The organism is Pseudomonas aestuarii, from assembly GCF_027988105.1.
Taxonomy (GTDB): Bacteria; Pseudomonadota; Gammaproteobacteria; order Pseudomonadales; family Pseudomonadaceae; genus Aquipseudomonas; species Aquipseudomonas aestuarii.
In genome coordinates this window covers 804,911-827,022 of record NZ_JAQJZJ010000001.1, presented here as the reverse complement: position 1 = coordinate 827,022, position 22,112 = coordinate 804,911, and the positions used below count along the sequence as shown (strand labels likewise).

18 protein-coding genes, 1 tRNA gene and 1 riboswitch are annotated in these 22,112 nt (G+C 63.8%); of the genes, 14 read left to right on the top strand and 5 right to left on the bottom strand.

Annotation, left to right across the window (positions count from 1 at the left end; all coding sequences use genetic code 11):
• Together PH586_RS03860 and PH586_RS03855 are read left to right on the top strand one after the other, a co-directional pair.
• Positions 1–3,361, top strand: a 3,361-nt coding sequence (locus PH586_RS03860; protein ID WP_271346434.1) for a beta strand repeat-containing protein, incomplete at its 5' end; no start/stop codon positions are given.
• Between the two features lie 73 nt (positions 3,362–3,434).
• A complete protein-coding gene (locus PH586_RS03855; protein ID WP_271346433.1) occupies positions 3,435–3,773 on the top strand; it encodes a tryptophan synthase subunit beta in 339 nt (112 codons plus the stop codon).
• 183 nt (positions 3,774–3,956) lie between these two features.
• Here the strand turns inward: PH586_RS03855 and lapD are convergent, their stop codons facing one another.
• The 5 genes from lapD to PH586_RS03830 all read right to left on the bottom strand — a co-directional run bounded on the left by lapD (position 3,957) and on the right by PH586_RS03830 (position 7,796).
• The gene (gene lapD, locus PH586_RS03850; RefSeq protein ID WP_271346432.1) at positions 3,957–5,891 is read right to left on the bottom strand and encodes a cyclic di-GMP receptor LapD; all 1,935 of its coding nucleotides are present in this window, start codon (positions 5,889–5,891) and stop codon (positions 3,957–3,959) included.
• Positions 5,892–5,913: 22 nt separating this feature from the next.
• Entirely contained in the window at positions 5,914–6,621 is a 708-nt protein-coding gene (lapG, locus tag PH586_RS03845) for a cysteine protease LapG (protein WP_271346431.1), read from the bottom strand.
• Between the two features lie 280 nt (positions 6,622–6,901).
• Positions 6,902–7,369: a hypothetical protein gene (locus PH586_RS03840; RefSeq protein ID WP_271346430.1), complete on the bottom strand. Its 468-nt coding sequence runs from the start codon at positions 7,367–7,369 to the stop codon at positions 6,902–6,904.
• Between the two features lie 101 nt (positions 7,370–7,470).
• Positions 7,471–7,605 (bottom strand): hypothetical protein, encoded by a 135-nt coding sequence (locus PH586_RS03835; RefSeq protein WP_408636753.1) that lies wholly within the window; start codon positions 7,603–7,605, stop codon positions 7,471–7,473.
• Between the two features lie 17 nt (positions 7,606–7,622).
• The gene (locus PH586_RS03830; RefSeq protein ID WP_271346429.1) at positions 7,623–7,796 is read right to left on the bottom strand and encodes a hypothetical protein; all 174 of its coding nucleotides are present in this window, start codon (positions 7,794–7,796) and stop codon (positions 7,623–7,625) included.
• Positions 7,797–8,102: 306 nt separating this feature from the next.
• A riboswitch (guanidine-I (ykkC/yxkD leader) is annotated at positions 8,103–8,212 on the top strand.
• A gap of 65 nt (positions 8,213–8,277) precedes the next feature.
• Here PH586_RS03830 and PH586_RS03825 point away from each other — a divergent pair.
• The 12 genes from PH586_RS03825 to PH586_RS03770 all read left to right on the top strand — a co-directional run bounded on the left by PH586_RS03825 (position 8,278) and on the right by PH586_RS03770 (position 22,062).
• Positions 8,278–9,345: a putative urea ABC transporter substrate-binding protein gene (locus tag PH586_RS03825; protein WP_271346428.1), complete on the top strand. Its 1,068-nt coding sequence runs from the start codon at positions 8,278–8,280 to the stop codon at positions 9,343–9,345.
• Between the two features lie 87 nt (positions 9,346–9,432).
• Positions 9,433–10,248: an ABC transporter permease gene (locus PH586_RS03820; RefSeq protein WP_271346426.1), complete on the top strand. Its 816-nt coding sequence runs from the start codon at positions 9,433–9,435 to the stop codon at positions 10,246–10,248.
• A complete protein-coding gene (locus tag PH586_RS03815) occupies positions 10,245–11,054 on the top strand; it encodes an ABC transporter ATP-binding protein (RefSeq protein ID WP_271346425.1) in 810 nt (269 codons plus the stop codon). Before PH586_RS03820 ends, PH586_RS03815 begins: the two co-directional genes overlap by 4 nt.
• Positions 11,055–11,064: 10 nt before the next feature.
• Complete coding sequence (locus PH586_RS03810; RefSeq protein ID WP_271346424.1) at positions 11,065–11,793, top strand: urea amidolyase associated protein UAAP1; 729 nt, start codon at positions 11,065–11,067, stop codon at positions 11,791–11,793.
• A gap of 12 nt (positions 11,794–11,805) precedes the next feature.
• Complete coding sequence (locus PH586_RS03805) at positions 11,806–12,441, top strand: urea amidolyase associated protein UAAP2 (protein WP_271346423.1); 636 nt, start codon at positions 11,806–11,808, stop codon at positions 12,439–12,441.
• Positions 12,442–12,585: 144 nt separating this feature from the next.
• Entirely contained in the window at positions 12,586–16,209 is a 3,624-nt protein-coding gene (gene uca / locus PH586_RS03800) for an urea carboxylase (protein ID WP_271346421.1), read from the top strand.
• A gap of 130 nt (positions 16,210–16,339) precedes the next feature.
• Positions 16,340–18,145 (top strand): allophanate hydrolase, encoded by a 1,806-nt coding sequence (gene atzF / locus PH586_RS03795; protein ID WP_271346420.1) that lies wholly within the window; start codon positions 16,340–16,342, stop codon positions 18,143–18,145.
• A 78-nt stretch (positions 18,146–18,223) separates the two neighbouring features.
• A complete protein-coding gene (locus tag PH586_RS03790) occupies positions 18,224–19,696 on the top strand; it encodes a sensor domain-containing diguanylate cyclase (protein ID WP_271346419.1) in 1,473 nt (490 codons plus the stop codon).
• Complete coding sequence (locus PH586_RS03785) at positions 19,693–19,905, top strand: cysteine-rich CWC family protein (RefSeq protein WP_271346418.1); 213 nt, start codon at positions 19,693–19,695, stop codon at positions 19,903–19,905. Before PH586_RS03790 ends, PH586_RS03785 begins: the two co-directional genes overlap by 4 nt.
• 2 nt (positions 19,906–19,907) lie before the next feature.
• Complete coding sequence (locus PH586_RS03780) at positions 19,908–20,609, top strand: pseudouridine synthase (RefSeq protein ID WP_271346417.1); 702 nt, start codon at positions 19,908–19,910, stop codon at positions 20,607–20,609.
• Positions 20,610–21,009: 400 nt separating this feature from the next.
• Positions 21,010–21,894 carry an alpha/beta fold hydrolase gene (locus PH586_RS03775; protein WP_271346416.1) on the top strand — a complete coding sequence of 295 codons (885 nt, stop codon included), beginning with the start codon at positions 21,010–21,012 and terminating at the stop codon, positions 21,892–21,894.
• Positions 21,895–21,988: 94 nt separating this feature from the next.
• Positions 21,989–22,062: transfer RNA gene (locus PH586_RS03770), tRNA-Gly, on the top strand.
• Positions 22,063–22,112 lie beyond the last annotated feature (50 nt).

Sequence of the window (22,112 nt, the reverse complement as noted above, 5' to 3'; positions counted from 1 at the left end):
TGCCACCGGCAACGTCCTCGACAACGACAGCGATATCGACAGCAGCCTGAGCGTGGCCAGCTTCACCGTCGCCGGTGACGCCACCACCTACACCGCCGGCCAAACCGCCACCATCGCCGGCATCGGCAGCCTGACCATCGCCAGCAACGGCGACTACAGCTTCTCGCCCGTGGCCGACTGGAGCGGCGCGGCGCCGCAGGCGACCTACACGACCAACACCGGCAGTTCCAGCACGCTTACTTACGACGTGACCCCAGTGGCCGATGCACCCATCGTCACCATCGAACTGGGTGCCGCCAGCATCACCACCACGACCATCACCACTGCCAACGCAGCATCTTCAGGCCAAGGATTTACCGTCAGTGCCATTAATCTCGACGGTACACCGGGCGTGATTTCCATCAACGGCAGCCCCGATGGCTTCGGGGTCACTGGAGCAGCCTCCGGCGCCAACAGCGAAATTGGCGAACTCAACGGCCAATCGGAACGGCTCGTTGTGGAGTTCGATGCCCCGGTGGCAAGCGCGACTGTTAGCTTCGCCTGGCTGCATACCGGCGAAAGGGCGACCTATGACCTGTTCGACAGCGACGGAAATCCGATCGGAAGCGCCACTATCGCGGGCCTGACCGATGTCGTCGATCCATTCATCACGCTGACCAGCAGCACCGGCGCAGCGATCAGCCGTGTCGAATTCAGTGTCCCGACGGATAACGCCAGTGCAGGCGATGACTATCTGATCAACTCGATCGAGTTTGCCTCCAGCATCAGCTATCCGCTGACCATTACAGCCACGCCGGCAGATATCGATTACTCCGAGTCGATTGCCAGCATCACGGTCGAGATACCCACTGGTGCCAGCCTGTCTGTCGGCACTAATAACGGTGACGGTACCTGGACGCTGCCCCTCGAAACAGTGGGCACATATAACGTGGCGATTGATCCCAACACGAAGGCTGTCACCATCACCGGCTTGCAGATGACTATCCCAGGCAACCCGGTTGGTGACCTGAGCGTGACCGTGACGGCCACGGCTCAGGACGGTGCAGACACCGAGTCGACCGTCAGTACCATCACGATCGGCGATACCGGCGCTCCCGAAACCAGCAATGTATCCGTTGTCGCTAATGAGGACTCCGGCCCCATTACCATTACGCTGAACGCGACTGATGCCGCCAGCAGCATTGCCAACTTCACCATTACCAGCCTGCCGGTGAATGGCACTCTGAAATACAACGACCAGGAGGTCCTGATTGGCCAGGCCATTCCGGCTATCGGCGATCAGGCCAGCCTGAGATTCACACCGAACACCGACTGGAATGGCAGCACCGACTTCCAGTACCTCTCGAGCGACGTCGCCGGTAACGTGGATCAAACGCCAGCCACCGTCTCCATCCTGATCAACCCGGTCAACGATGCGCCGGTCAATCAGCCGCCGGCGAGCTATGTCACCAATGAGGACACCGCGCTCAAGCTGAGTGGACTCTCGGTAAGCGATGTGGACGTCGCCTCCGGCCTTGTCTCGGTCACCCTGGCGGTAGCCAGCGGTACGCTGAGCGCAGCCAATGCCAACGGCGTCAACGTGGCAGGATCGGGTACCGGCAGCATAGTGCTGAGCGGAACGCTCGCTGACATCAACGCCTACCTGGCCGACCCGACCAGCCAACCTAGCTACCTGCCGGTCGCGGATGCCAGCGGCACAGTCGCGCTGACGATGACCAGCAACGATGGCGGCAATACTGGCGCGGGTGGTGCACTGACTGATACCGATACCAGCGTGATCACCATCAATCCGGTGGCCGACGCCATACCCGGCAGCGATGTCTCGATCGTCATCGGCACACCGGTCGTCAATGAAATCAGCTTCACCAGTGATGGTGGCCTGAACGGCAAGAGCGAATTCACCTTCGGCAATGGCGTGACCATTTCCACCGGCAGCAACGCCACCTTCAACTGGTCGGGCGGCAACAACCTGGGTGTCAACAGCCCGGGCGACAATGGCACACAGGCCCAACGCATCGACGGCAGCGAAGCGATCAACTTCCGCTTCCCGACCGGCATGCAATACATGGCATTGCGGCTGAAGAACTCTGCCGATGACGTGGTCAAGATCACCAGCAAGCTGGAATCTGCCGACCTGGCAGGGCAAAGCACGCTGAGCGGATCGATCGGCACCTCGTCGACGTCCGTCGTTTCCTCCTCCAATCTCAAGGTGGAACTGCAACTGGAAGTGAACAATGCCGGCGTCACCAGCACCGTGACCCGCGTTGCCACTGTCAACTCCGGCGGTAGTTGGTCCGTAAGCCTCACCGGCATCACCGGCACCATCACCAAAGCCACGCTCAATGCCACGCTCGACGGCGGCCTGTTCAATCAGGGCGGCAATGAATCCGCGAACGTGACCTATTCGATTAGCGCCGACATGAGCAGCCTGGCTATCGGCCTGGGTGCTGCAAATGCCTTCGGCGCCAACGCCAAAAACAACGGCTTCCAGATCGAATACATCGCTACGGACCCCAACCCGAACGGTCTGACCAGCTTCAGCTACCCGGTGGATGTCTATGCCTTGATCCAGGATACGGTGGGCACGCCTGAGACAATCACCAGCCTGATGTTCAGCGACCTGCCAGCCGGCTCGTCGATCAACGTGGTACTGGCCGACGGCAGCTACCAGGAAATCAACGCCAACGCACAGGGCGTGTTTGACCTGAGCCCCTATGCGTCCCTGCTGAGTACCCCGACGGCGGTCTCGGGCACCGACAAGATCTACTTGGTTACCAGTTCGGCGCTGCCGAGCGGCTTTGCCCCGACCCTGGCACTGGAAGTCAGCGACGGCCCGAGCACCGCCAAGACCATTATCGGCGGCTCTGGCGATTCGACGCTCACCGGCGGCACCGGCAACGACTACATCAGCGGCGGCGCCGGTCACGACACCCTCATCGGCGGGGCAGGCAACGACTCCCTCGACGGTGGAACCGGCAACGACATCCTCATCGGCGGTGCGGGCGACGACATCTTGTTCGGCGGAACTGGCGCCGACTCCTTCGTCTGGAAAGCAGGCGATACCGGGGCCGACAGGATCACCGACTTTAAAATCGGCGAGGGCGACCGCATCGATCTGCACGATCTGCTGCAGGGCGAGAACGATGGCAACATCCTCAATTTCCTGCGAGTCGATACCACGACATCGACATTGGAAATCAGCTCCACTGGCCAGTTCGGCGCAGGCGGTAATGCCGACGTGAGCATTCACCTGGAAAACGGCGGTGCCAATGTCGATCTATCCAGCTATGGAGCGACCTCATCGGACATCGTCAACTCGCTGATCGCGGGTGCCGACCCGATCGTCAAGATCGACCACTGACGGCCAAAACCCCGCTAACATTGGTTGGCGGGGTTTTCGTTCAAGGGAATCCGTTGGTGCTAAGGAGTGATCGATGTTGTATGTGAAACGCGATACCTGGGGCAACCTGCAACAGGTTGAGGCATCTCCGTTCGCAGGCATGGATGGTGAGCTTGCCGCAGATGATCAGGAAGCGCTGGCTTGGTATGCCAATCAGACTGTCGAGAACAGTCTGCTGCAGCTCAAGCAGAGCGACCTGGACATGATCCGGGTGCTGGAAGACTTGATCACCGTGCTGATCCAGAAAGGGGTTGTACGCATCACCGACTTGCCCGAAGCGGCGCAATCCAAACTGGTCGGCCGCAGCAAGGCACGTGATGCCCTTGGCGGGCTGCATCGGCTGATCGGTGACGATGATTCCGGATTGATCTGAGCGACGGTGAAAGCAAGGCTTCGCGGCTCCCCCCCTCCTTCAGGTTCACTGATCAGTCCAGCATTACCACCAGCAACGGCGTACTGCTTCGCGACGACTGCAGGGATGCAGGAGGTAGAGCGACGCAGGAGGCCAAAGCCGAGTACGCCCTACGGTGTGGCCCACTCGCTGCCGAAAATCACCTCAGACCCAGCGGCCCGGCTCGCCAAACAGGCGACCCTGCACGCCCTCGATACCCATGTCGCGCAATGCCTGCCACTCGCCGTCGGTTTCGACCCGCTCGGCAATCAGCGGCAGATCGATGCTGTTGGCGGCGCGCTGCATGGCCTCGATGAACAGGCGCTTGTCGTTCTCGGCGTCGATGGCGCGGATATAGCTGCCATCCACCTTGAGGTAGCTGAGGCCGAGCTTGGCCAGGTTGCCAATCATGCTGAAGCGTCCGCCGAAGTGCTGCAGCCCCAGGCTGAAGCCGAGGCTGCGCAGACGCACGGTCAGTGCCTCCAGGGCCGCGGCATCGGGCAACTGATCCTCGTCCAGCTCCAGGGTCAGGCGCGCGCCCAGATGCGCATGCTGACGCAGCCGCTCATAGAGTTGCTGCAGCGCCTGTGGATCGCGAACGGTGCTGCCGGAGAGGCTCAGCGCAACACAACTGCTATTGGTCTGCAGCTGCGCCAATACCCAGTCGAGCATGGCCAGGTCAAGACGGGTGGCCCAGCCGAAACGCTCCAGCCAGGGCAGAAAACGCCCAGCCGGTACCGGGTTGTTCTGCTCATCGAGCAAGCGCGCCAGCACCTTGAGGTGCAACACCCGCGCGGGATCAGCCGCGCTGACCACCGGCTGCACATAAAGCTGGAAACGCCCCTGCTTGAGCGCCTGATCCAGCAGGCCATGCCAGCTCTGCCGTTCATCGGCGGCAGGCCGCTGGGCGTCGTGTTCGCTGCAGGCCCAGCTCTGCAGGCTCTGACTGCTGGCCTGGGCCAGCGCCGCATCCAGCGCGGCATAAATAGCCGCGAGCTGATCGCCCGGGGCAAAGGCCGTCATGCCGATATGCGCGACCGGCAAGCAGTCGCTGGCACCGGTCTGCTGCAGGCTGGCCAGGGCACCGTCCAGGCTTTCTGCCAACTGCTCCGCCTCACTGCGGTCGAGGCCGGCAGCCAACACGGCAAACTCGCCGCCACGGTTGCGCGCCACCAGGTAGCGGCCCTGGCTGAGTTGCTGCAACTGCGCGGCGATGGCCTTGAGCAACTGGTCGGTGCGTTGGCCGCCCAGACGCTGGTTGAGGCCGGCCAGGTCGTTGACCCGCAGCAACAGCATGTAACCGCTGCCGGCGTGCTCATCGACCCCCACGCGCGCCTGCAGCTGCAGATCGAAGTAACGCCGATTGGCCAGCCCGGTGAGGCTGTCCTGATAGGCCTCGGCACGCAATTTCTCGCTACGCGCGGCTTCCTCGGCGAATAGCGCCTTGAGCTTCTCGACCATCTGGTTCATGGCATTGACCACCCGCCGAAACTCGGGAGTCTTGGGCAACTCGGGCAGGCTGAGAAATTCACGCCGGGCGATGGCGTTGGACTGCTCGACCATATAATCCAGCGGCCGTAACTGGCGCTTGAGCAGCAAAACGCCCAAACCGATGCAGAACACCCCACTGACAGCCAACCAGAGCAGCACGCCGAGCGCGCTTTTCCAGAGCTTGCCGATGGCGAACAGCGGATGGCTGGTGACCTCGACCCGCGCCGCCTGGCGCCAGCCGTCGCTGACGATGGCATCGCCACTGGCCGGCGCCAAGTCGACCAGATCGGCGAACCACTGCGGCGCCTCGGCGCTGACCGGCACCCCCGTGCGCTCTACCATCACCTGCCCGCTCTCAGGGTCGAGCACCCTGATGCTCTCGAAGTAACCGCTGTCGAAAATCGAGCTGACCATCAGCTCGATCATCGCCATATCGTTGATATGCGAACTCAACGACAGACCCAAAGCAGTCGCCGCATCCTGGGCATGCGCGCGCAACTGGTTGACCTGCTGCTCGCGCGAACTCTCCACGCTCACCAGAAAACTACCGGTGAAGCTCACCAGCATCAGCACGCAGATGGCAATAAACAACTGCTTGAACAGTGACATCAACCACTCCTTCGGGTCGCTCTCAAGGAAAGCCTTCGGCCCGCATTTTTTTCAACAGATCCTGCCAACGCGAAAGGCGCTTGCTGTCTCCGACTTGTTTGCCACCGCCAGCGCCGGGCAGCCACAGCCCCTCGGCGTTGAAGGCATAAACGGGCACCAGATCGCGACGCTGGCTGGCCGGTTCGATGGCATCGATCAGGTTATCCAGCACCAGCGGCATGGCCAGGGGACTTTCGTAATAGGTGAGTACCATGTGCGCCTGATTCAAACGCACCGCCTTGACATAGGTGATGCGCAGCTTCTCGCTCGGCACACCCAACTGGCGCAGGCTGAAATACTTGGCGAGGGCGTAATCCTCGCAGTCGCCGGCACCGCGAAACAGCGCCTCGACGGGCGTCGCCCAGTAATCAGTAACCTTCCAGATCTGGATGTCATCCCGAAAACGCAGGCGCAGGTTGAAGAAGCGGTTGACCGCTTGCAGCTGCTCCATTTCGCTGACGCCGGCCTGCTCCTGGAGCAATCGTTGCCAATCATCGATGCGCCCGCGACCCTGCCCAAGCGGCCCGTACAACTGCTCTGCACGCTTGCTGATCAGGTTGAAATCCCAGTCGGCCGCCAGCGTACCGCAGACCAGTAGAACGGCCAGCAGCAGTGCCGCCAGCCATGGCCAGCGACGATACGCGCGCGCAATTTCGATACGACCGGTCTGCAAACTGAAGATTCCACACATCAGGCCCGCGCCATGTTGCGGGCGACGTCGGCAAAACACAATTGCCAACTGCCATCATGCTGGCAAAGTGCCGAACAGTGGCCCCCTGAACCCGCTACTGGCGCAATTCATATGCGCCAGCTGACGGTCAGATCAAGGATATGGAGAGAGATACAGAGCCAGGACTGGCGCCGCCAAGGGCTATCGACACAGGGGTGCGATAGCCGAGGTCAGAGGTAGCGGAAATAGCGAACGCCGTCGCCAGGCTCGAGGGGGTAGCCCGCCGCGCGGTAGTCCTCAACTAGTTGCGCTGAGTTTCCCAACTGCGTCTATCACCGCTACGCGAGCCGTGGTCACGCCGCTGGTTCGACGAGCGCTGTGGCTGCTTATGCTGATTGCTCTGCCTGCCGTCCCAGCCCTGGCGCGATTGCACTGCGTGGTGGTCCTGAGCGCGCTGATCGCGACGCCCCTCATGCCGCCGATCGCGGCGCCCGTCATGGCGCGACTCTGCGCGACGGTCGTTGTTGTAGTGACGTGGCTGCGGTGCCGGCAGGTAGCGGCGCTGGTCATGCCGACGATCATCACGGTGATCGCCGTAGTAATGCCGCGGAGCGACATATACCGGGTAACGCTGCACCCGATAATCGCCACCCGAATAATAGTGGTGGCGGTCATAGCCTGAGTAGCGATGGCCATAACCGTCGCCATAGACCGCACAACCGGTCAGGAACAGTCCCAGCAGGGCAACAAGCATGGCTTTATGGAGCATGGAGACCTCCGTGAGTACGATAAGGGGAAGGCCAGCGACTGCTGGCCTTCCGGGTACTCTCTTGAATAGTTGGACAACTGGCCGGAGCAGAAAGTGCCGGGTTAGCAGCGACCTTTCTTGGCCTGCCCTGGCGGGCAATGTGGCGGGCCACCACTGTCACCGACATCGATGCCAATGCCCGGCAAGCGCAGGCTGCAGGCCTGCAAGCTGACGGCCATGATGGCGATGAGGGCCATGCTCAAGCAGGCTCTCATCAGCAGCGCCCCTGCATGCGCAGGCCTGGTGGGCAGAAACCACCACCGTGGCCGCTCTCATAGCCATCCAGATCAATCCTCAGCGGCTCGCCAATGCGTGCATCCACGCCCGGAGCCCTGATACTGCAACCGCCAAGCAGCAGCACTAAAGCCATCACCGTTAATACACGCATTTGCCATACTCCCTTGATTTACCGCAGGCCCGAGGCACTCCGGTTGACACGCTTTTGTTACATTTCAATTACCGCAATTAACAGATCTGACACTGTATTCGGCCAGGCGTTCCCGCCCCGCAACACTGCACGCCGGCGCCGCCTCGCACCATTGCGGCGCACGGCGGCGCAGATTCGCCAGCGAGTTGAGCCGCGCAGCCCCATGGCAGAGCGGCGGGCACAACTGGCACGATGTTCGCTTAGTCTCAGGTGTGCAGGAATATCCCGTGATGCATTAAGTGTTACGGGATCGCGGCACCACAATTTGCAATAGCCGACTAGGGTTCCGGCTCGCCGATCAGATCATCGACGAGTGACTGGTCCGAGAGTTGGCGACCTCCTTCGAGGTTACACGGCGGGATAAAAGCCCGGGAGAACGCGTCCTCAGTAATGAGGCAACCGCCGCGCACTCCTGCCGCCCTACTCGAACTGGAGGTTCCCTATGCGTACGCCCCGCCTGATCGCAGTACTCGCCGCCGGCCTTGCCGCCACCATCAGCCTCACGAGCCACGCCGCGCCTAAAACCGACTTCAGCGTCTGCTGGACCATCTATGCCGGCTGGATGCCCTGGGAATACGCGGCCGCCGAAGGCATCGTCGACAAATGGGCGAAAAAGTACGACATCAGTATCGATGTGGTGCAGATCAACGACTATGTCGAGTCGATCAACCAGTACAGCGCCGGCCAGTTCGATGGCTGCAGCATGACCAACATGGACGCCCTGACCATCCCGGCAGCCGGCGGCATCGACTCCACCGCGCTGATCATCGGCGACTTCTCCAACGGCAACGATGGCATCGTGATCAAGGGAGAGAAGCAGACCCTGGGTGACCTCAAGGGCCAGCCGGTCAACCTGGTCGAACTGTCCGTTTCCCACTACCTGCTGGCGCGCGGCCTGGAAAAAGCCGGCCTCAGCGAGAAGGATCTGAGCGTGATCAACACCTCGGACGCCGACCTGGTGGCGGCTTTCGCCACTGACGACGTCAAGGCCGTGGTCACCTGGAACCCGCTGCTGGCGGAAGTCGAAGCGACCCCTGGCGTGACCAAGGTGTTCGACTCCAGCCAGATCCCCGGCGAAATCATCGACCTGATGGTGGTCAACAGCGACACCCTGAACGACAACCCGGCCTTCGGCAAAGCCCTGACCGGCGCCTGGTACGAAATCATGGCGACCATGAGCGCCGACTCGCCTGCCGGCAAGGCCGCCCGCGAGCATATGGCCAAGGCCTCTGGCACCGACCTGGCCGGTTACGAAGCGCAACTGGCGGTGACCAAGATGTTCTATTCGGCCAAGGATGCCGTGGCCTTCGCCAACAGCCCGAAACTGCCGGCGACCATGAGCAAGGTGGCCAGTTTCTCCTACAGTCACGGCCTGCTCGGCGACGGCGCGGCGAACGCCGAGGCAATCGGCATGAGCTTCGCCCGCGATGTGGTTACCGGTGACCAAGGCAACCTCAAGCTGCGCTTCGACCCCAGCTACATGCAGATGGCGGCCGACGGCACGCTCTAACCAGGCCGTAGGAGCGGGCCTTGCCCGCGAACCGTATCGCGGGCATGGGACTGCGCGTCCCGCCCGTTCCTATAACAAGGAATCAGCATGCGCCTGATCAACCGTCACCCGGATCGCAGCGGTCGCCTGCTGCTGATCCTGCTGCCCTTCGCCCTGCTGCTGTTCGCCTACTTCATGGGTTCGGCCCAGCGCCTGGCGGACAATCCCAACGACAAACTGCTGCCCAGCGCCACGCAGATGGTCGCGGCGATCGATCGCCTGGCCTTCAGCGAGGACAAGCGCAGCGGCAAGTACCTGTTCTGGGAGGACACGGCCGCCAGCCTCAAGCGCCTCGGCATGGGCCTGGGTATCGCGGCCGTGGCCGGGCTGTGCCTGGGCATCGCCGCCGGCAGCCTGCCGCTGCTGAGTGCGCCGCTGTCGCCGCTGCTCACGGTGCTGTCGATGGTGCCGCCGCTGGCGATTCTGCCGATTCTGTTCATCAGCTTCGGCCTCGGCGAGCTGTCCAAGGTGATGCTGATCGTGATCGGCATCACACCGGTGCTGGCCCGCGATCTGGAACAGCGCGCCAGGGAAATTCCGCCCGAGCTGCTGATCAAGGCGCAGACCCTGGGGGCCAGCACCTGGACCCTGATCCTGCGCGTGATCCTGCCGCAAATCCTGCCGCGCCTGCTGATCGCCCTGCGCCTGGTGCTCGGTTCGGCCTGGCTGTTCCTGATCGCCGCCGAAGCCATCGCCAGCACCGACGGCCTGGGTTACCGGATCTTCCTGGTGCGCCGCTATATGGCAATGGACGTGATCCTGCCCTACGTGGCCTGGGTCACCCTGCTCGCCTGGCTGATGGACCTGAGCCTGCGCCAGCTGACCCGCCTGGTCTTCCCCTGGTACGAAGGAGCCAAGGCATGAACGATAAAACAACCAGCGCCTTCATTCAGGTCAACAACGTATGGCAGGAGTACGGCGACCAGGTGGTGCTGGAAGGCCTCAACCTGAGCATCAGCGAAGGCGAGTTCTGTACCCTGGTCGGCGCCTCCGGCTGCGGCAAGTCGACCTTTTTGCGCCTGCTACTCGGCCAGGAACGCGCCAGCCGCGGACAGATCCTGCTGGCCGGCCAACCACTGGCCGCCGAACCCGATAGCAGCCGCGGCGTGGTGTTCCAGCGTTACTCGGTGTTTCCGCACTTGAGCGTGCTGGACAACGTCGCCATCGGCCTGGAGTTGCCCCGCTCGCCCCTGCTGGGCCGCCTGTTCGGCAAAGCCAAACGCGAGGCCCGCGAGCAGGCGGCCCAGATGCTGACCAAGGTCGGCCTCGGCCACGCGCTGGACAAATACCCGACCCAGCTGTCCGGCGGCATGCAGCAACGGCTGGCCATTGCCCAGGCGCTGATCATGCAGCCACGGGTGTTGTTGCTCGACGAGCCGTTCGGCGCCCTCGACCCGGGGATTCGCAAGGACATGCATGGCCTGCTGCTGGAGCTGTGGCGCGAAACCCGGCTGACCGTATTCATGGTCACCCACGACCTGAGCGAGGGTTTCAGCCTCGGCACCCGCCTGCTGGTGTTCGACAAGGTCCGCGTCGACCCGCACGCGCCGAATGCCTTCGGCGCGCGCATCACCTACGACATTCCACTGAACAGCGACCGCCGCGCCAGTCGCGCCGCCGTCGAGGCGTTGCCGGCGCACATCACCGGCAACCTGCAACCTGCTGTGTAAGGAGCACCAGATGACTGCCTCATTAACCCTGCGCCCCACCCTCTATGAAGAACTGCTCCCCGGCGGCGGCCACACCTCGTTCGTGCTCAAGCGCGGTCAGTTACTGCGCCTCACCGACCTCGAAGGCGGCGCCAACGTCAGCCTGCTGCTGCTCAATGCCGTTGAAAAAAGCGAGCGCCTCAACCTGCCGGACAGCCTCAAGTGTCAGCACACCGCCAAGCTGACTGCCGGCCACTGCCTGTACTCGGACATGGGCCGCGTGCTCGCCGCCATCACCGCCGACACCTGCGGCTGGCACGACAGTTTCGGCGGTGTGCTCAACGCCGAGGAAGTCCGCGAGAAGTACGGCCAGGGCCGCTACCAGGAGCTGCGCAACGGCTTCTTCCGCAACGGCGTGGACAACCTGCTGGTGGAAATGGGCAAGTGGAACCTGAGCCTGCAGGACCTGCTGATGTGCCTCAACCTGTTCAGCAAGGTGACAGTCGACGCCGACGGCCGCCTGCAGTTCCAGCCGGGCAATTCCAAGGCCGGCGACTACCTCGAGCTGTATGCGCCGATGGACACGCTGGTGGTGCTGACCGCCCTGCAACACCCGCTGGACCCGAGTCCCGAATACGCGCCCAAGCCGCTGCAATTGTCCTGGCACAAGGTCGACAGCGACGGCATCAGCGTGCTGTGTCGCAGTTCGCGCCCGGAAAACGCGCGTGGCTTCCACAACACCGAACGTCTGTATATCTAAGGGGCCGAGCCGATGAACCTGACCCACAGCGACAAGCACGCCGAAACCGCCAGCTACCGCGCCACCATCGCTGCCGGCGAACCCTTCCTCTGCGAAGTGAAGGCCGGGCAGACCCTGCGCCTGCTCGACCTGGAAGGCAACCAGGCGGTCGACACCCTGTTCTACAGCGCCGCCAATCCGCGCGAGCGCTACGACGTGCAGCGCACCCTGCGCAAACAGCACAGCGTCTACCTGAGCACCGGCACGGTGCTCTATTCCAACCTGGGCAACCCGCTGCTGAGCATCGTCGCCGACACCTGCGGTCGCCACGACACCCTCGGCGGCGCCTGCGCCCAGGAAAGCAACACGGTCAGGTACGCCCTGGACAAACGCTACATGCACAGCTGCCGCGACAACTTCCTGCGCGCCAGCCTGAACGACGGCCGCCTGAAAAAGGCCGACATCAGCGCCAACATCAACTTCTTCATGAACGTGCCGGTCACCCCCGAAGGCGGCCTGACCTTCGAGGATGGCATCTCCGCGCCCGGCAAGTACGTCGAGCTGAAGGCGCACATGGACGTAATCGTGCTGATCTCCAACTGCCCGCAGCTGAACAACCCGTGCAACGGTTACAACCCGACCCCGGCCGAGGTGCTGATGTGGGATTGAGGCAGCGCCCGTAGGGCGGGTGAAACCCGCCAAGAGCCAAGTCAGCGGCGGGTTGCACCCGCCCTACCCAAGCATTCCAACCCCGGACGACCGGGGTGCGGACCGAATACTGCGGGACGGCCCGCCCCTTCGAGGACTCCTCGAATGTTCACCAAACTGCTGATCGCCAACCGTGGCGCCATTGCCTGCCGCATCCTGCGTACGCTCCATGAACTGGGCGTAGGCGGAGTAGCCGTTTACTCCGAAGCCGACGCCGCCAGCCTGCATATCCAGCAGGCGGACGAGGCCCATAGCCTCGGCGAAGGTCCGGCTGCGGGCACCTACCTGCAGGTCGAGAAGATTCTCGCCGTGGCCCAACAATCCGGCGCCCAAGCCATCCATCCCGGCTACGGCTTCCTGTCGGAGAACGCGGCCTTCGCCGAGGCCTGCGAAGCGGCGGGCATCGCCTTCGTCGGCCCGACCCCGCAGCAACTGCGGGTGTTCGGCCTCAAGCACACCGCCCGCGCCCTGGCCAAACAGCATGGCGTGCCGATGCTCGAAGGCACCGAGCTGCTGGACAGCCTGGATGCCGCGCTGGTCGCCGGTGAGCAAGTCGGTTACCCGCTGATGCTGAAAAGCACCGCCGGCGGTGGCGGCATCGGCATGCGCGTGTGCCACAGCGCCAGTGAGCTGAGCGAGGCCTTCGATGCGGTCAAACGCCTGGGGCAGAACAATTTCAGCGACAGCGGCGTATTTATCGAGAAGTACATCCAGCGCGCCCGCCACCTGGAAGTGCAGGTATTCGGCGACGGTCAGGGTGAGGTGCTGGCCCTGGGCGTGCGCGACTGTTCAGTGCAGCGGCGCAACCAGAAGGTGCTGGAAGAAACCCCGGCGCCCAACCTGCCGGCCGGCATGGCCGAGGAACTCTGCGCGGCGGCGATCCAGCTGGCCCGCGCGGTGAATTACCGCAGCGCCGGCACCGTCGAGTTCGTCTACGACAGCGAGGCGGCGCGCTTCTACTTCCTCGAAGTGAACACCCGCCTGCAGGTCGAACACGGCGTCACCGAACAGGTGTGGGGCGTCGACCTGGTGCGCTGGATGATCGAACTGGCCGCCGGCGACCTGCCGCCTTTGGCCGAATTGGCGAAAAGCCTGAAACCCAGCGGCCATGCGATCCAGGCGCGGCTGTATGCCGAAGACCCCGGCCGGGACTTCCAACCCAGCCCCGGCCTGCTTACCGCGGTAGCCTTCCCCGAGGCCGATGGTAGAAATCTGCGCATCGACACCTGGGTCGAGGCCGGCTGCGAAATCCCGCCCTACTTCGACCCGATGATCGCCAAGCTCATTACCTGGGAGGCGACCCGTGGCCAGGCCAGCGCCGCCCTCGATCAAGCCCTGGCCGACACCCTGCTCTACGGCGTGGAATGCAACCGCAACTACCTGCGGCAGATCCTGGTCGCTGCGCCCTTCGCCAGCGGCAACCCCTGGACCCGCTGCCTGGATGGCTTGGCCTATAAAGCCGACACCTTCGAAGTACTCAGCGCCGGCACCCAGACCAGCGTGCAGGATTTCCCCGGCCGCCTCGGTTACTGGGCCGTCGGCGTGCCGCCGTCGGGGCCGATGGACAGCCGCGCCCTGCGTCTGGGCAACCGTCTGCTCGGCAACCAGCAAGGCGCCGCCGCCCTGGAAATCACCATGAGCGGGCCGAGCCTGCGCTTCAACACCGACGCGGTGCTGGCGGTGACCGGCGCATCTATCCCATTGCACATCGACGGCATCGAGCAGCCGCTGAATACCGCGCTGCTAGTCAAAGCCGGCAGCACCCTGAGCTTGGGCACCATCGCCGGAGCCGGTGCGCGCAGCTACCTGTGCCTGCGCGGCGGCCTGCAGGTGCCGGATTATCTCGGCAGCAAGAGCACCTTCACCCTCGGCCAGTTCGGCGGCCACGGCGGCCGCGCCCTGCGCGCCGGCGACGTGCTGCACCTTCTGCCAGTCGCCGATCGCACTACCGGCGCGCAACTGCCCGCTGAGCTGTGCACCGACCTGCCGGCCGTGCGCGAGATCCGGGTGATCTACGGTCCCCATGGCGCGCCTGAATACTTCACCCCGGCCTATATCGACAGCTTCTTCGCCACCGCCTGGGAAGTGCACTTCAACTCCAGTCGCACCGGCGTACGCCTGATCGGGCCCAAGCCGGAATGGGTGCGCGACAGCGGCGGCGAGGCCGGCCTGCACCCTTCCAATATCCACGACAACCCCTACGCCATCGGCGCGGTGGACTTCACCGGCGACATGCCGGTGATCCTCGGCCCGGACGGCCCCAGTCTCGGCGGCTTCGTCTGCCCGGTGACGATCATCGAGGCCGATCTGTGGCAGCTGGGGCAGCTCAAGGCCGGGGATAAGGTGCGCTTCGTGGCGGTCGATATCGCCACCGCGCGGCAGTTGGCAAAAGCGCGCAATGAAGAAACCCACAACCTCGTAGCCCGGATGCAATCCGGGGAGCACGCGGCGCCGCTTTCCCGGATTGCATCCGGGCTACAGAGCCCCATCGTCCTCGACATCGGCGAAGCGGATAAACGCCTGGTCGCCCGGCTGTCCGGCGACACCCACCTGTTGCTGGAGATCGGCGCGGCGGAACTGGACCTGGTGCTGCGCTTTCGCGGCCATGCGCTGATGCAGGCGCTGGAAGCGAAAAACCTCACCGGGGTGATCGACCTAACCCCCGGCATCCGCTCGTTGCAGGTGCATTACCAGCCGGAAACCCTGGCCCTGAGTGACTTGCTCGGCATTGTCGCCGGCGAGTGGGACGCGGTCTGCGCCACCCAGGACCTCAGGGTACCCTCGCGTATCGTCCACCTGCCGCTGTCCTGGGACGACCCGGCCTGCCAACTGGCCATCGACAAGTACATGACCACGGTGCGCAAGGACGCGCCCTGGTGCCCGAGCAACCTGGAGTTCATCCGCCGGATCAACGACCTGCCGAATCTCGACGAGGTCTACAAGACCGTGTTCGAGGCCAGCTACCTGGTGATGGGCCTGGGCGACGTCTACCTCGGCGCGCCGGTGGCCACGCCGCTGGACCCACGCCACCGCCTGGTCACCACCAAGTACAACCCGGCGCGCACCTGGACCGCGGAAAACTCGGTCGGCATCGGCGGCGCCTATATGTGCGTGTACGGCATGGAAGGCCCCGGCGGCTATCAGTTCGTCGGGCGCACCCTGCAGATGTGGAACCGCTACCGAGAAGTCGCCGCCTTCGACGGCAAGCCCTGGCTGCTGCGCTTCTTCGACCAGATCCGCTTCTATCCGGTATCCGCCGACGAGCTGACGCGCATCCGCCGTGACTTCCCCCTGGGCCGCTATGACTTGCGCATCGAGCACCGCGACCTGCACCTGGCCGACTACCAGTCCTTTCTCGACCGCGAAGCCGAGGGTATCGAAGCCTTCCGCAACCAGCAGCGCGCCGCCTTCGACGCCGAACGCCAGCGCTGGATCGCCTCCGGCCAGGCGCACTTCGACAGCGAGGAAGTTGCACCCGACCTGGGCGAAGACGCGCCGCTGGGCAACGGCCAGCACGGTATCGACAGCCATATCGCCGGCAACCTCTGGCAGGTGCAGGTGGCCGTCGGCGACCGGGTCAAGGCCGGCGATGTGCTAGTGATCCTCGAGTCGATGAAGATGGAGATCCCCCTGCTCGCCCCCCGCGACGGCCTGGTCAGCGAGGTCCGTGTGCAACCCGGCTCGCCGGTGCGCGCCGGCCAGCGGGTGGTGGTCTTGGAGGAGAGCTAAGCCCCTTCCACGAAGACTGAATACCGGGTCAGGTGACTGACCGAGCCCCGCAGGACCCTGATCCCATAGCCGATGCCATCGCTGGCGGGGCAACCCAAGAACACCGGCGCACCCGACAAGGAGCCAAACCATGAAACACCTATTCGATCTACGCCTCGACGCCGTAAAAGCCGCCTACCAGAACGGCAGCACCACCCCGCGTCAGCTGATCGCCGCCCTGCGCGAACAGGCCGCGGCGCTCAACCCCGAGTTTCACCTGTTCATCCACCTGCTCACGACCGATGAACTGGAACCCTACCTCGCCGCCCTCGACGGCAAGACGCCGGCCGAGCTGCCGCTGTACGGCGTGCCCTTCGCCATCAAGGACAACATCGACCTGGCCGGCATCCCCACCACCGCCGCCTGCCCGGCCTTCGCCTATGTGCCGGCGCAGAGCGCGACCCTGGTCGAACAGCTGCTCGCCCTGGGTGCCGTGCCGCTGGGCAAGACCAACCTCGACCAGTTCGCCACCGGCCTCAACGGCACTCGCTCGCCCTACGGCGAATGCCGCAACAGCGTGCACCCGGACTACCCCTCCGGCGGCTCCAGCGCCGGCTCCTCACTGGCCGTGGCTTTAGGTCTGGCCAGCTTCGCCCTCGGCACCGACACTGCCGGTTCCGGCCGGGTACCGGCCGCGCTGAACAACCTGATCGGCCTCAAGGCCAGCAAAGGACTACTTTCCACCGCCGGCGTGGTCCCGGCCTGTCGCACCCTGGATTGCGTCACCTATTTCACCGCCAGCGCCGCCGAGGCCAGCCAGCTGCTGGCATTGACCGCCAAACTGGATGCGCGCGATGCCTACAGCCGCAGCAACCCGCAGTGGAACGATGGCTCCGCCTTCGGTGCAGTACGACCGGGTTTCCGTTTCGGCGTGCCCAAACAGCTGGAGTTCCTTGGCTGCGCCGAGAGCCCGGCACTGTTCGCCGCCGCCCTCGAACAACTCGAGGCCATGGGTGGCGAGGCCATCGAGATCGACTTTGCGCCCTTCCTCGAAGCCGCCCGCCTGCTCTATGAAGGCCCCTGGGTGGCCGAGCGCTACAGCGTCGCCGGTGACCTGATCGAAGCCCAACCCGATGCGGTGCTGCCGGTGATCAAGGCCGTCCTGCAACAAGCCCCCGGCACTACCGCCGTCCAGTTGTTCCGCGCCCAGTACCGCCTGCAGGCCCTGAAAGCCATCTGCGATCAGATCATGGCCGACCTCGACTGCGTGCTGACCCCGGCCTACCCGCGCCCGGTGACCCTGGCCGAACTGCACGCCGAGCCGGTCAAGCGCAATTCCGACCTGGGCTACTACACCAACTTCATGAACATGCTCGACTACGCCGCCGTCGCGGTGCCGGCCGGCTCCATGGGCAACGGCCTGCCCTGGGGCGTGACCCTGTTCGGGCGCGCCTTTACCGATCACTACCTGCTCAGCCTGGCCGATGGCCTGCAGCGCCAGCAGCAACTGCCGCTGACCGGCGAGCGTGCCCTGGCCCCGAGCGCGCCAAGCAGCGCCGCGCGCAACGACCGGGCGCGCCTGGTGGTCTGCGGTGCCCACCTCGATGGCTTGCCGCTCAACTGGCAACTCCAGCAGCGCGGCGCCACCCTGGTCCAGGCCACCCAGAGCTCGGCCGACTACCGGCTCTATGCCCTGGCCGGCGGCCCGCCCTATCGTCCCGGCATGCTGCGGGTCGCCGAGGGCGGCGTCGCCATCGCGGTGGAAGTCTGGGAGCTGCCGAGCAGCGAACTGGGCTCCTTCCTCAGCGGCATCCCGGCGCCACTGGGCCTGGGCAAGGTGCAGCTGGCAGACGGCCAATGGCTCAGCGGGTTCATCTGCGAGCCCTACGGCCTGCAAAGCGCCGAGGACATCAGCCACTTCGGCGGCTGGCGCGCCTACATGCAGAGCACACAATAACCCTCGCGTAGGAGCCCGCCGTGACGCCATGCCAATTGCACGCTAGCATGGCGCCATCATTTCGCGAGCAGAACCTGCATGCCGTCCATGCCCTCGACAATCAACCAACGTCCGCTGGTCCTACTGCTGCTGGTATTGCTCGGCTGCGGTTTCCTCGCCACCTCGCTGGTCAGCTACTACACCGCGCTCGACTCGATCCGCGACAACATCATCAACACCGAACTGCCGCTGACCTCGGACAACGTCTACTCCGAAATCCAGAAGGACCTGATCACCCCGGTGCTGATCTCCTCGATGATGGCCCGCGACACCTTCGTCCGCGACTGGGTGATGAGCGGCGAACAGGATGTCGAGCAGATGACCCGCTACCTGCGCGAGGTGCAGGAGCATTACGGCACCGTCACCAGCTTCTTCGTCTCCGACAAGAGCCACACCTACTACCAGGTCAAAGGCGTGCTCAAGCGCGTCGATCCGCAAGAACCGCGCGACAGTTGGTACTTCCGCGTGCGCGACATGCAGACACCCTACGAAATCAATGTCGATGTCGACATGGCCAATCAGGATCGTCTGACCGTCTTCATCAATTACAAGGTGTTCGACTACGACCAGCGCTTTATCGGCGCCACCGGCGTCGGCCTGACCGTGGACGCGGTGGTCAAGCTGATCGATGACTATCAGGCGCGCTACGACCGCAGCGTGTACTTCGTCGACACCGCCGGCCGTATCGTACTGACCGGCGCGACGGGCGGACCGATGGGCGCCACGGTCGGCCAGGCGCTCAGCGAAGTGGTGGGCCTGGAAGACCTCCAGGCCAAACTGCCACAGCCGAAAACCGGCGACTTCGAGTACCAGGAGCAGGGCCGCGGGCACTTTCTCAACGTGCGCTTCATTCCCGAGCTGGACTGGTACCTGTTCGTCGACAAGCGCGAAAGCGGAGCACTGGCCGGCATTCGCCAATCGCTGTACCTCAATTTGCTGATCTGCCTGGTGGTCACCGTCATCGTCCTGACCCTGGTCAACATTGCCCTGCGCCGCTACCAGGCCCGCATCGCCGCCCTGGCCACCACCGACCAACTCACCGAGTTGCTCAACCGCCGCGGCTTCAACCTGCTGGCCAACCAGGCGATCCAGGAAGCGCGGCGCAACCCCAGCCCACTCAGCGCCCTGCTGCTCGACCTGGATAACTTCAAGAGCCTCAACGACAGCCACGGCCACCTGGCCGGTGACGAAGTGCTGCGCGGATTCGCCAACCAGCTGCGCGACAACCTGCGCCAGGCCGACATCATCGGCCGCTGGGGCGGTGAGGAATTCATCATTCTGCTCAAGGACACCTCGCTCGAGCAGGCGCGCCTGCTGGCCGAGAAAGTCCGCCGGCAGACCGAGCAAAGCGGCTTCGCCTACCAAGGTGCCAGCCTGCATATCACCACCAGCATCGGCCTGGCCGAACTGCATGCCGATGACTCGCTGACCGAACTGCTCGCCCGGGCCGACCGCGCCCTGTACCGCGCCAAACAAACCGGGCGTAACCGCACCTGCGAAGCCAGCACATGAACGCCAGCCACTGTCCGCGCTGCGGTCAGCGCAACCAGTGCGCCCAGGCCGAGTCCGCCACCCCCGTGAGCGACTGCTGGTGTTTCGGCGCCGCTATCGACCCCGCGCTGCTCGACAGCCTGCCGCCCGAGCAGCGCAACCGCGCCTGCCTGTGCCCGCGTTGCGCCCAGGGCTTGGCCCCGCTCAAGCCTCAAGCAGCCGCCGACTAGCCATGCGCCTCGACCGTTTCCTCAGCAACCTGCCGCGCTTCAACCGCCAGGAGGTGCGCCAACTGCTCGCCAGTGGTCGCGTGCGCGTGGATGGCCAGGTCAGGTGCGACGGCCACGACGAAGTGCGCGTCTTCAGTCGTGTCGAGCTGGATGCTGAGGTGCTGCAGGCCGGCAAGGCCGCACGCTACTTCATGCTGCACAAACCGCCCGGCGTGGTCAGCGCCACCGAACACCCCGAGCACCGCACCGTACTCGACCTGCTCGACGAGCCGGACACGCATGAGTTGCACCTGGCCGGGCGCCTCGACCTCAACACCAGTGGCCTGCTGCTGCTCACCAACGACGGCCAGTGGTCGCGCCGGGTAACCGCGCCGACCGGCAAACAACCCAAGGTCTATCTGGTCGAAACCGAAGAGCCGATCGACCCGGCCTGCATCGAGGCCTTCGCCCGCGGCCTGTACTTTAGCTTCGAGGATCTGCTCACCCAGCCCGCCGAATTGCACATCCTCGCCCCGCGCCAGGCCCGCCTGACCCTCTATGAAGGTCGCTACCATCAGGTCAAGCGCATGTTCGGCCACTTCCAGAACAAGGTCATCGGTTTGCACCGCCTGAGCGTGGGCAGAATCCAGCTCGATGAACGACTCAGCCCCGGTCAGTACCGCGCCCTGACGGCCGAAGAAATCGCCAGTTTCGCCAGCCACTGACGCCAATTCCCCCATTAGTCACACCCTTAGCAAGCTAACCGATAAACGGTAGTGCGCTACCCAAATAATGCCTTGCCAGCATCAGGGGCTACTGCTTAAATCCCCCCATAAGGTCTTGATGTGACCAGCCAGTCACTGACAGCCATCTAAGCGTTCCATCGGTTACTTGCGCTCTGCGCGAATGGGTTCCTGCCTGGTAACACGACATCTCTCCAGCCCCGTGCAAAGGCTGGTGCGGATGCTCTATTTCAGCCCTGATCGATTGAAAAATAATTCTTATAAAAACCTCCAGCCTGACATTCGCTTGTCATGTCCAGGCGCTTTCCTATCTGTCCTACTTGCCCGGTAATCGGCCCTGCCCCGCCGTTTGCCACGGTCAACTTGCGCCTGGAGAAACAACATGCAGCCAACCATCGCTGTCGTCGACATACACGGAACCTACAAGGTTCACACCGAGTTTTACTCCAGCCCCAACGCCCGCAAGACCATCATCCTGGTCAACGGCTCGCTGTCGACCACTGCCGCATTCGCGCAGACGGTCAAGTACCTCAACACCCAACTCAATGTGGTGCTCTACGATCAGCCTTACTCCGGCCAATCGAAGCCGCACAACAGCCACAACCAGCCGCTGACCAAGGAAGATGAAGCGCACATCCTGCTGGAGCTGATCGAGCACTTCAAAGCCGACTACCTGCAGTCGTTCTCCTGGGGTGGCGTCGCCGCCATGCTGGCCCTGGCCCAGCGTCCGCCTCGCATCGAAAAAGCGGTGATCGCCTCGTTCTCGCCGCTGATCAATGCGCCGATGCTCGACTACCTGCAAAAAGGCATGACCACGCTGCAGGCCGTGGATGGCGTAGGTCTCGGCCACCTGGTCAACAACACCATCGGCAAGCACCTGCCGTCGCTGTTCAAGCGCTTCAACCATCGCCACATCAGCAGCCTGGACGATCACGAATACCGCCAGATGCACGCCCATATCGACCAGGTCGTGCACCTGGAAACCCATTGCGAGATGGAATGCCTGGCCGGCATCGACATTCCCGTGCTGTTCGTCAATGGCGAGCACGACGAATACACCTCGGCCCAGGACGTGCGCGTATTCGCAGAGCACCTCGATGATTGCAAATTCGCCATCATCGACAATGCAGGGCACTTCCTCGACATGGAACACAAGGCCGCCTGGCAGCAAAGCAGCGAAGTACTGCTCGGCTTCCTGCAGAGCCAACCGCAGCGCCAAACCGGCTACCGCGCACCGCTCGACATGCCGCATGCACTCGCCGTATGAACCACACCCTGGCCCGTCCGCATCGAGCCGCAGTAAAAATGACTCGATGCGGACTTCATTTCAGCCGCGACTTCCGGTATAAAGGCTCCCCCAAGCGGGCGTCGTATAATGGCATTACTCCAGCTTCCCAAGCTGATAACGAGGGTTCGATTCCCTTCGCCCGCTCCAATACTATGTTTCCACATGCTCCCGCATGGCGCAGAAACCCATAGAAACCG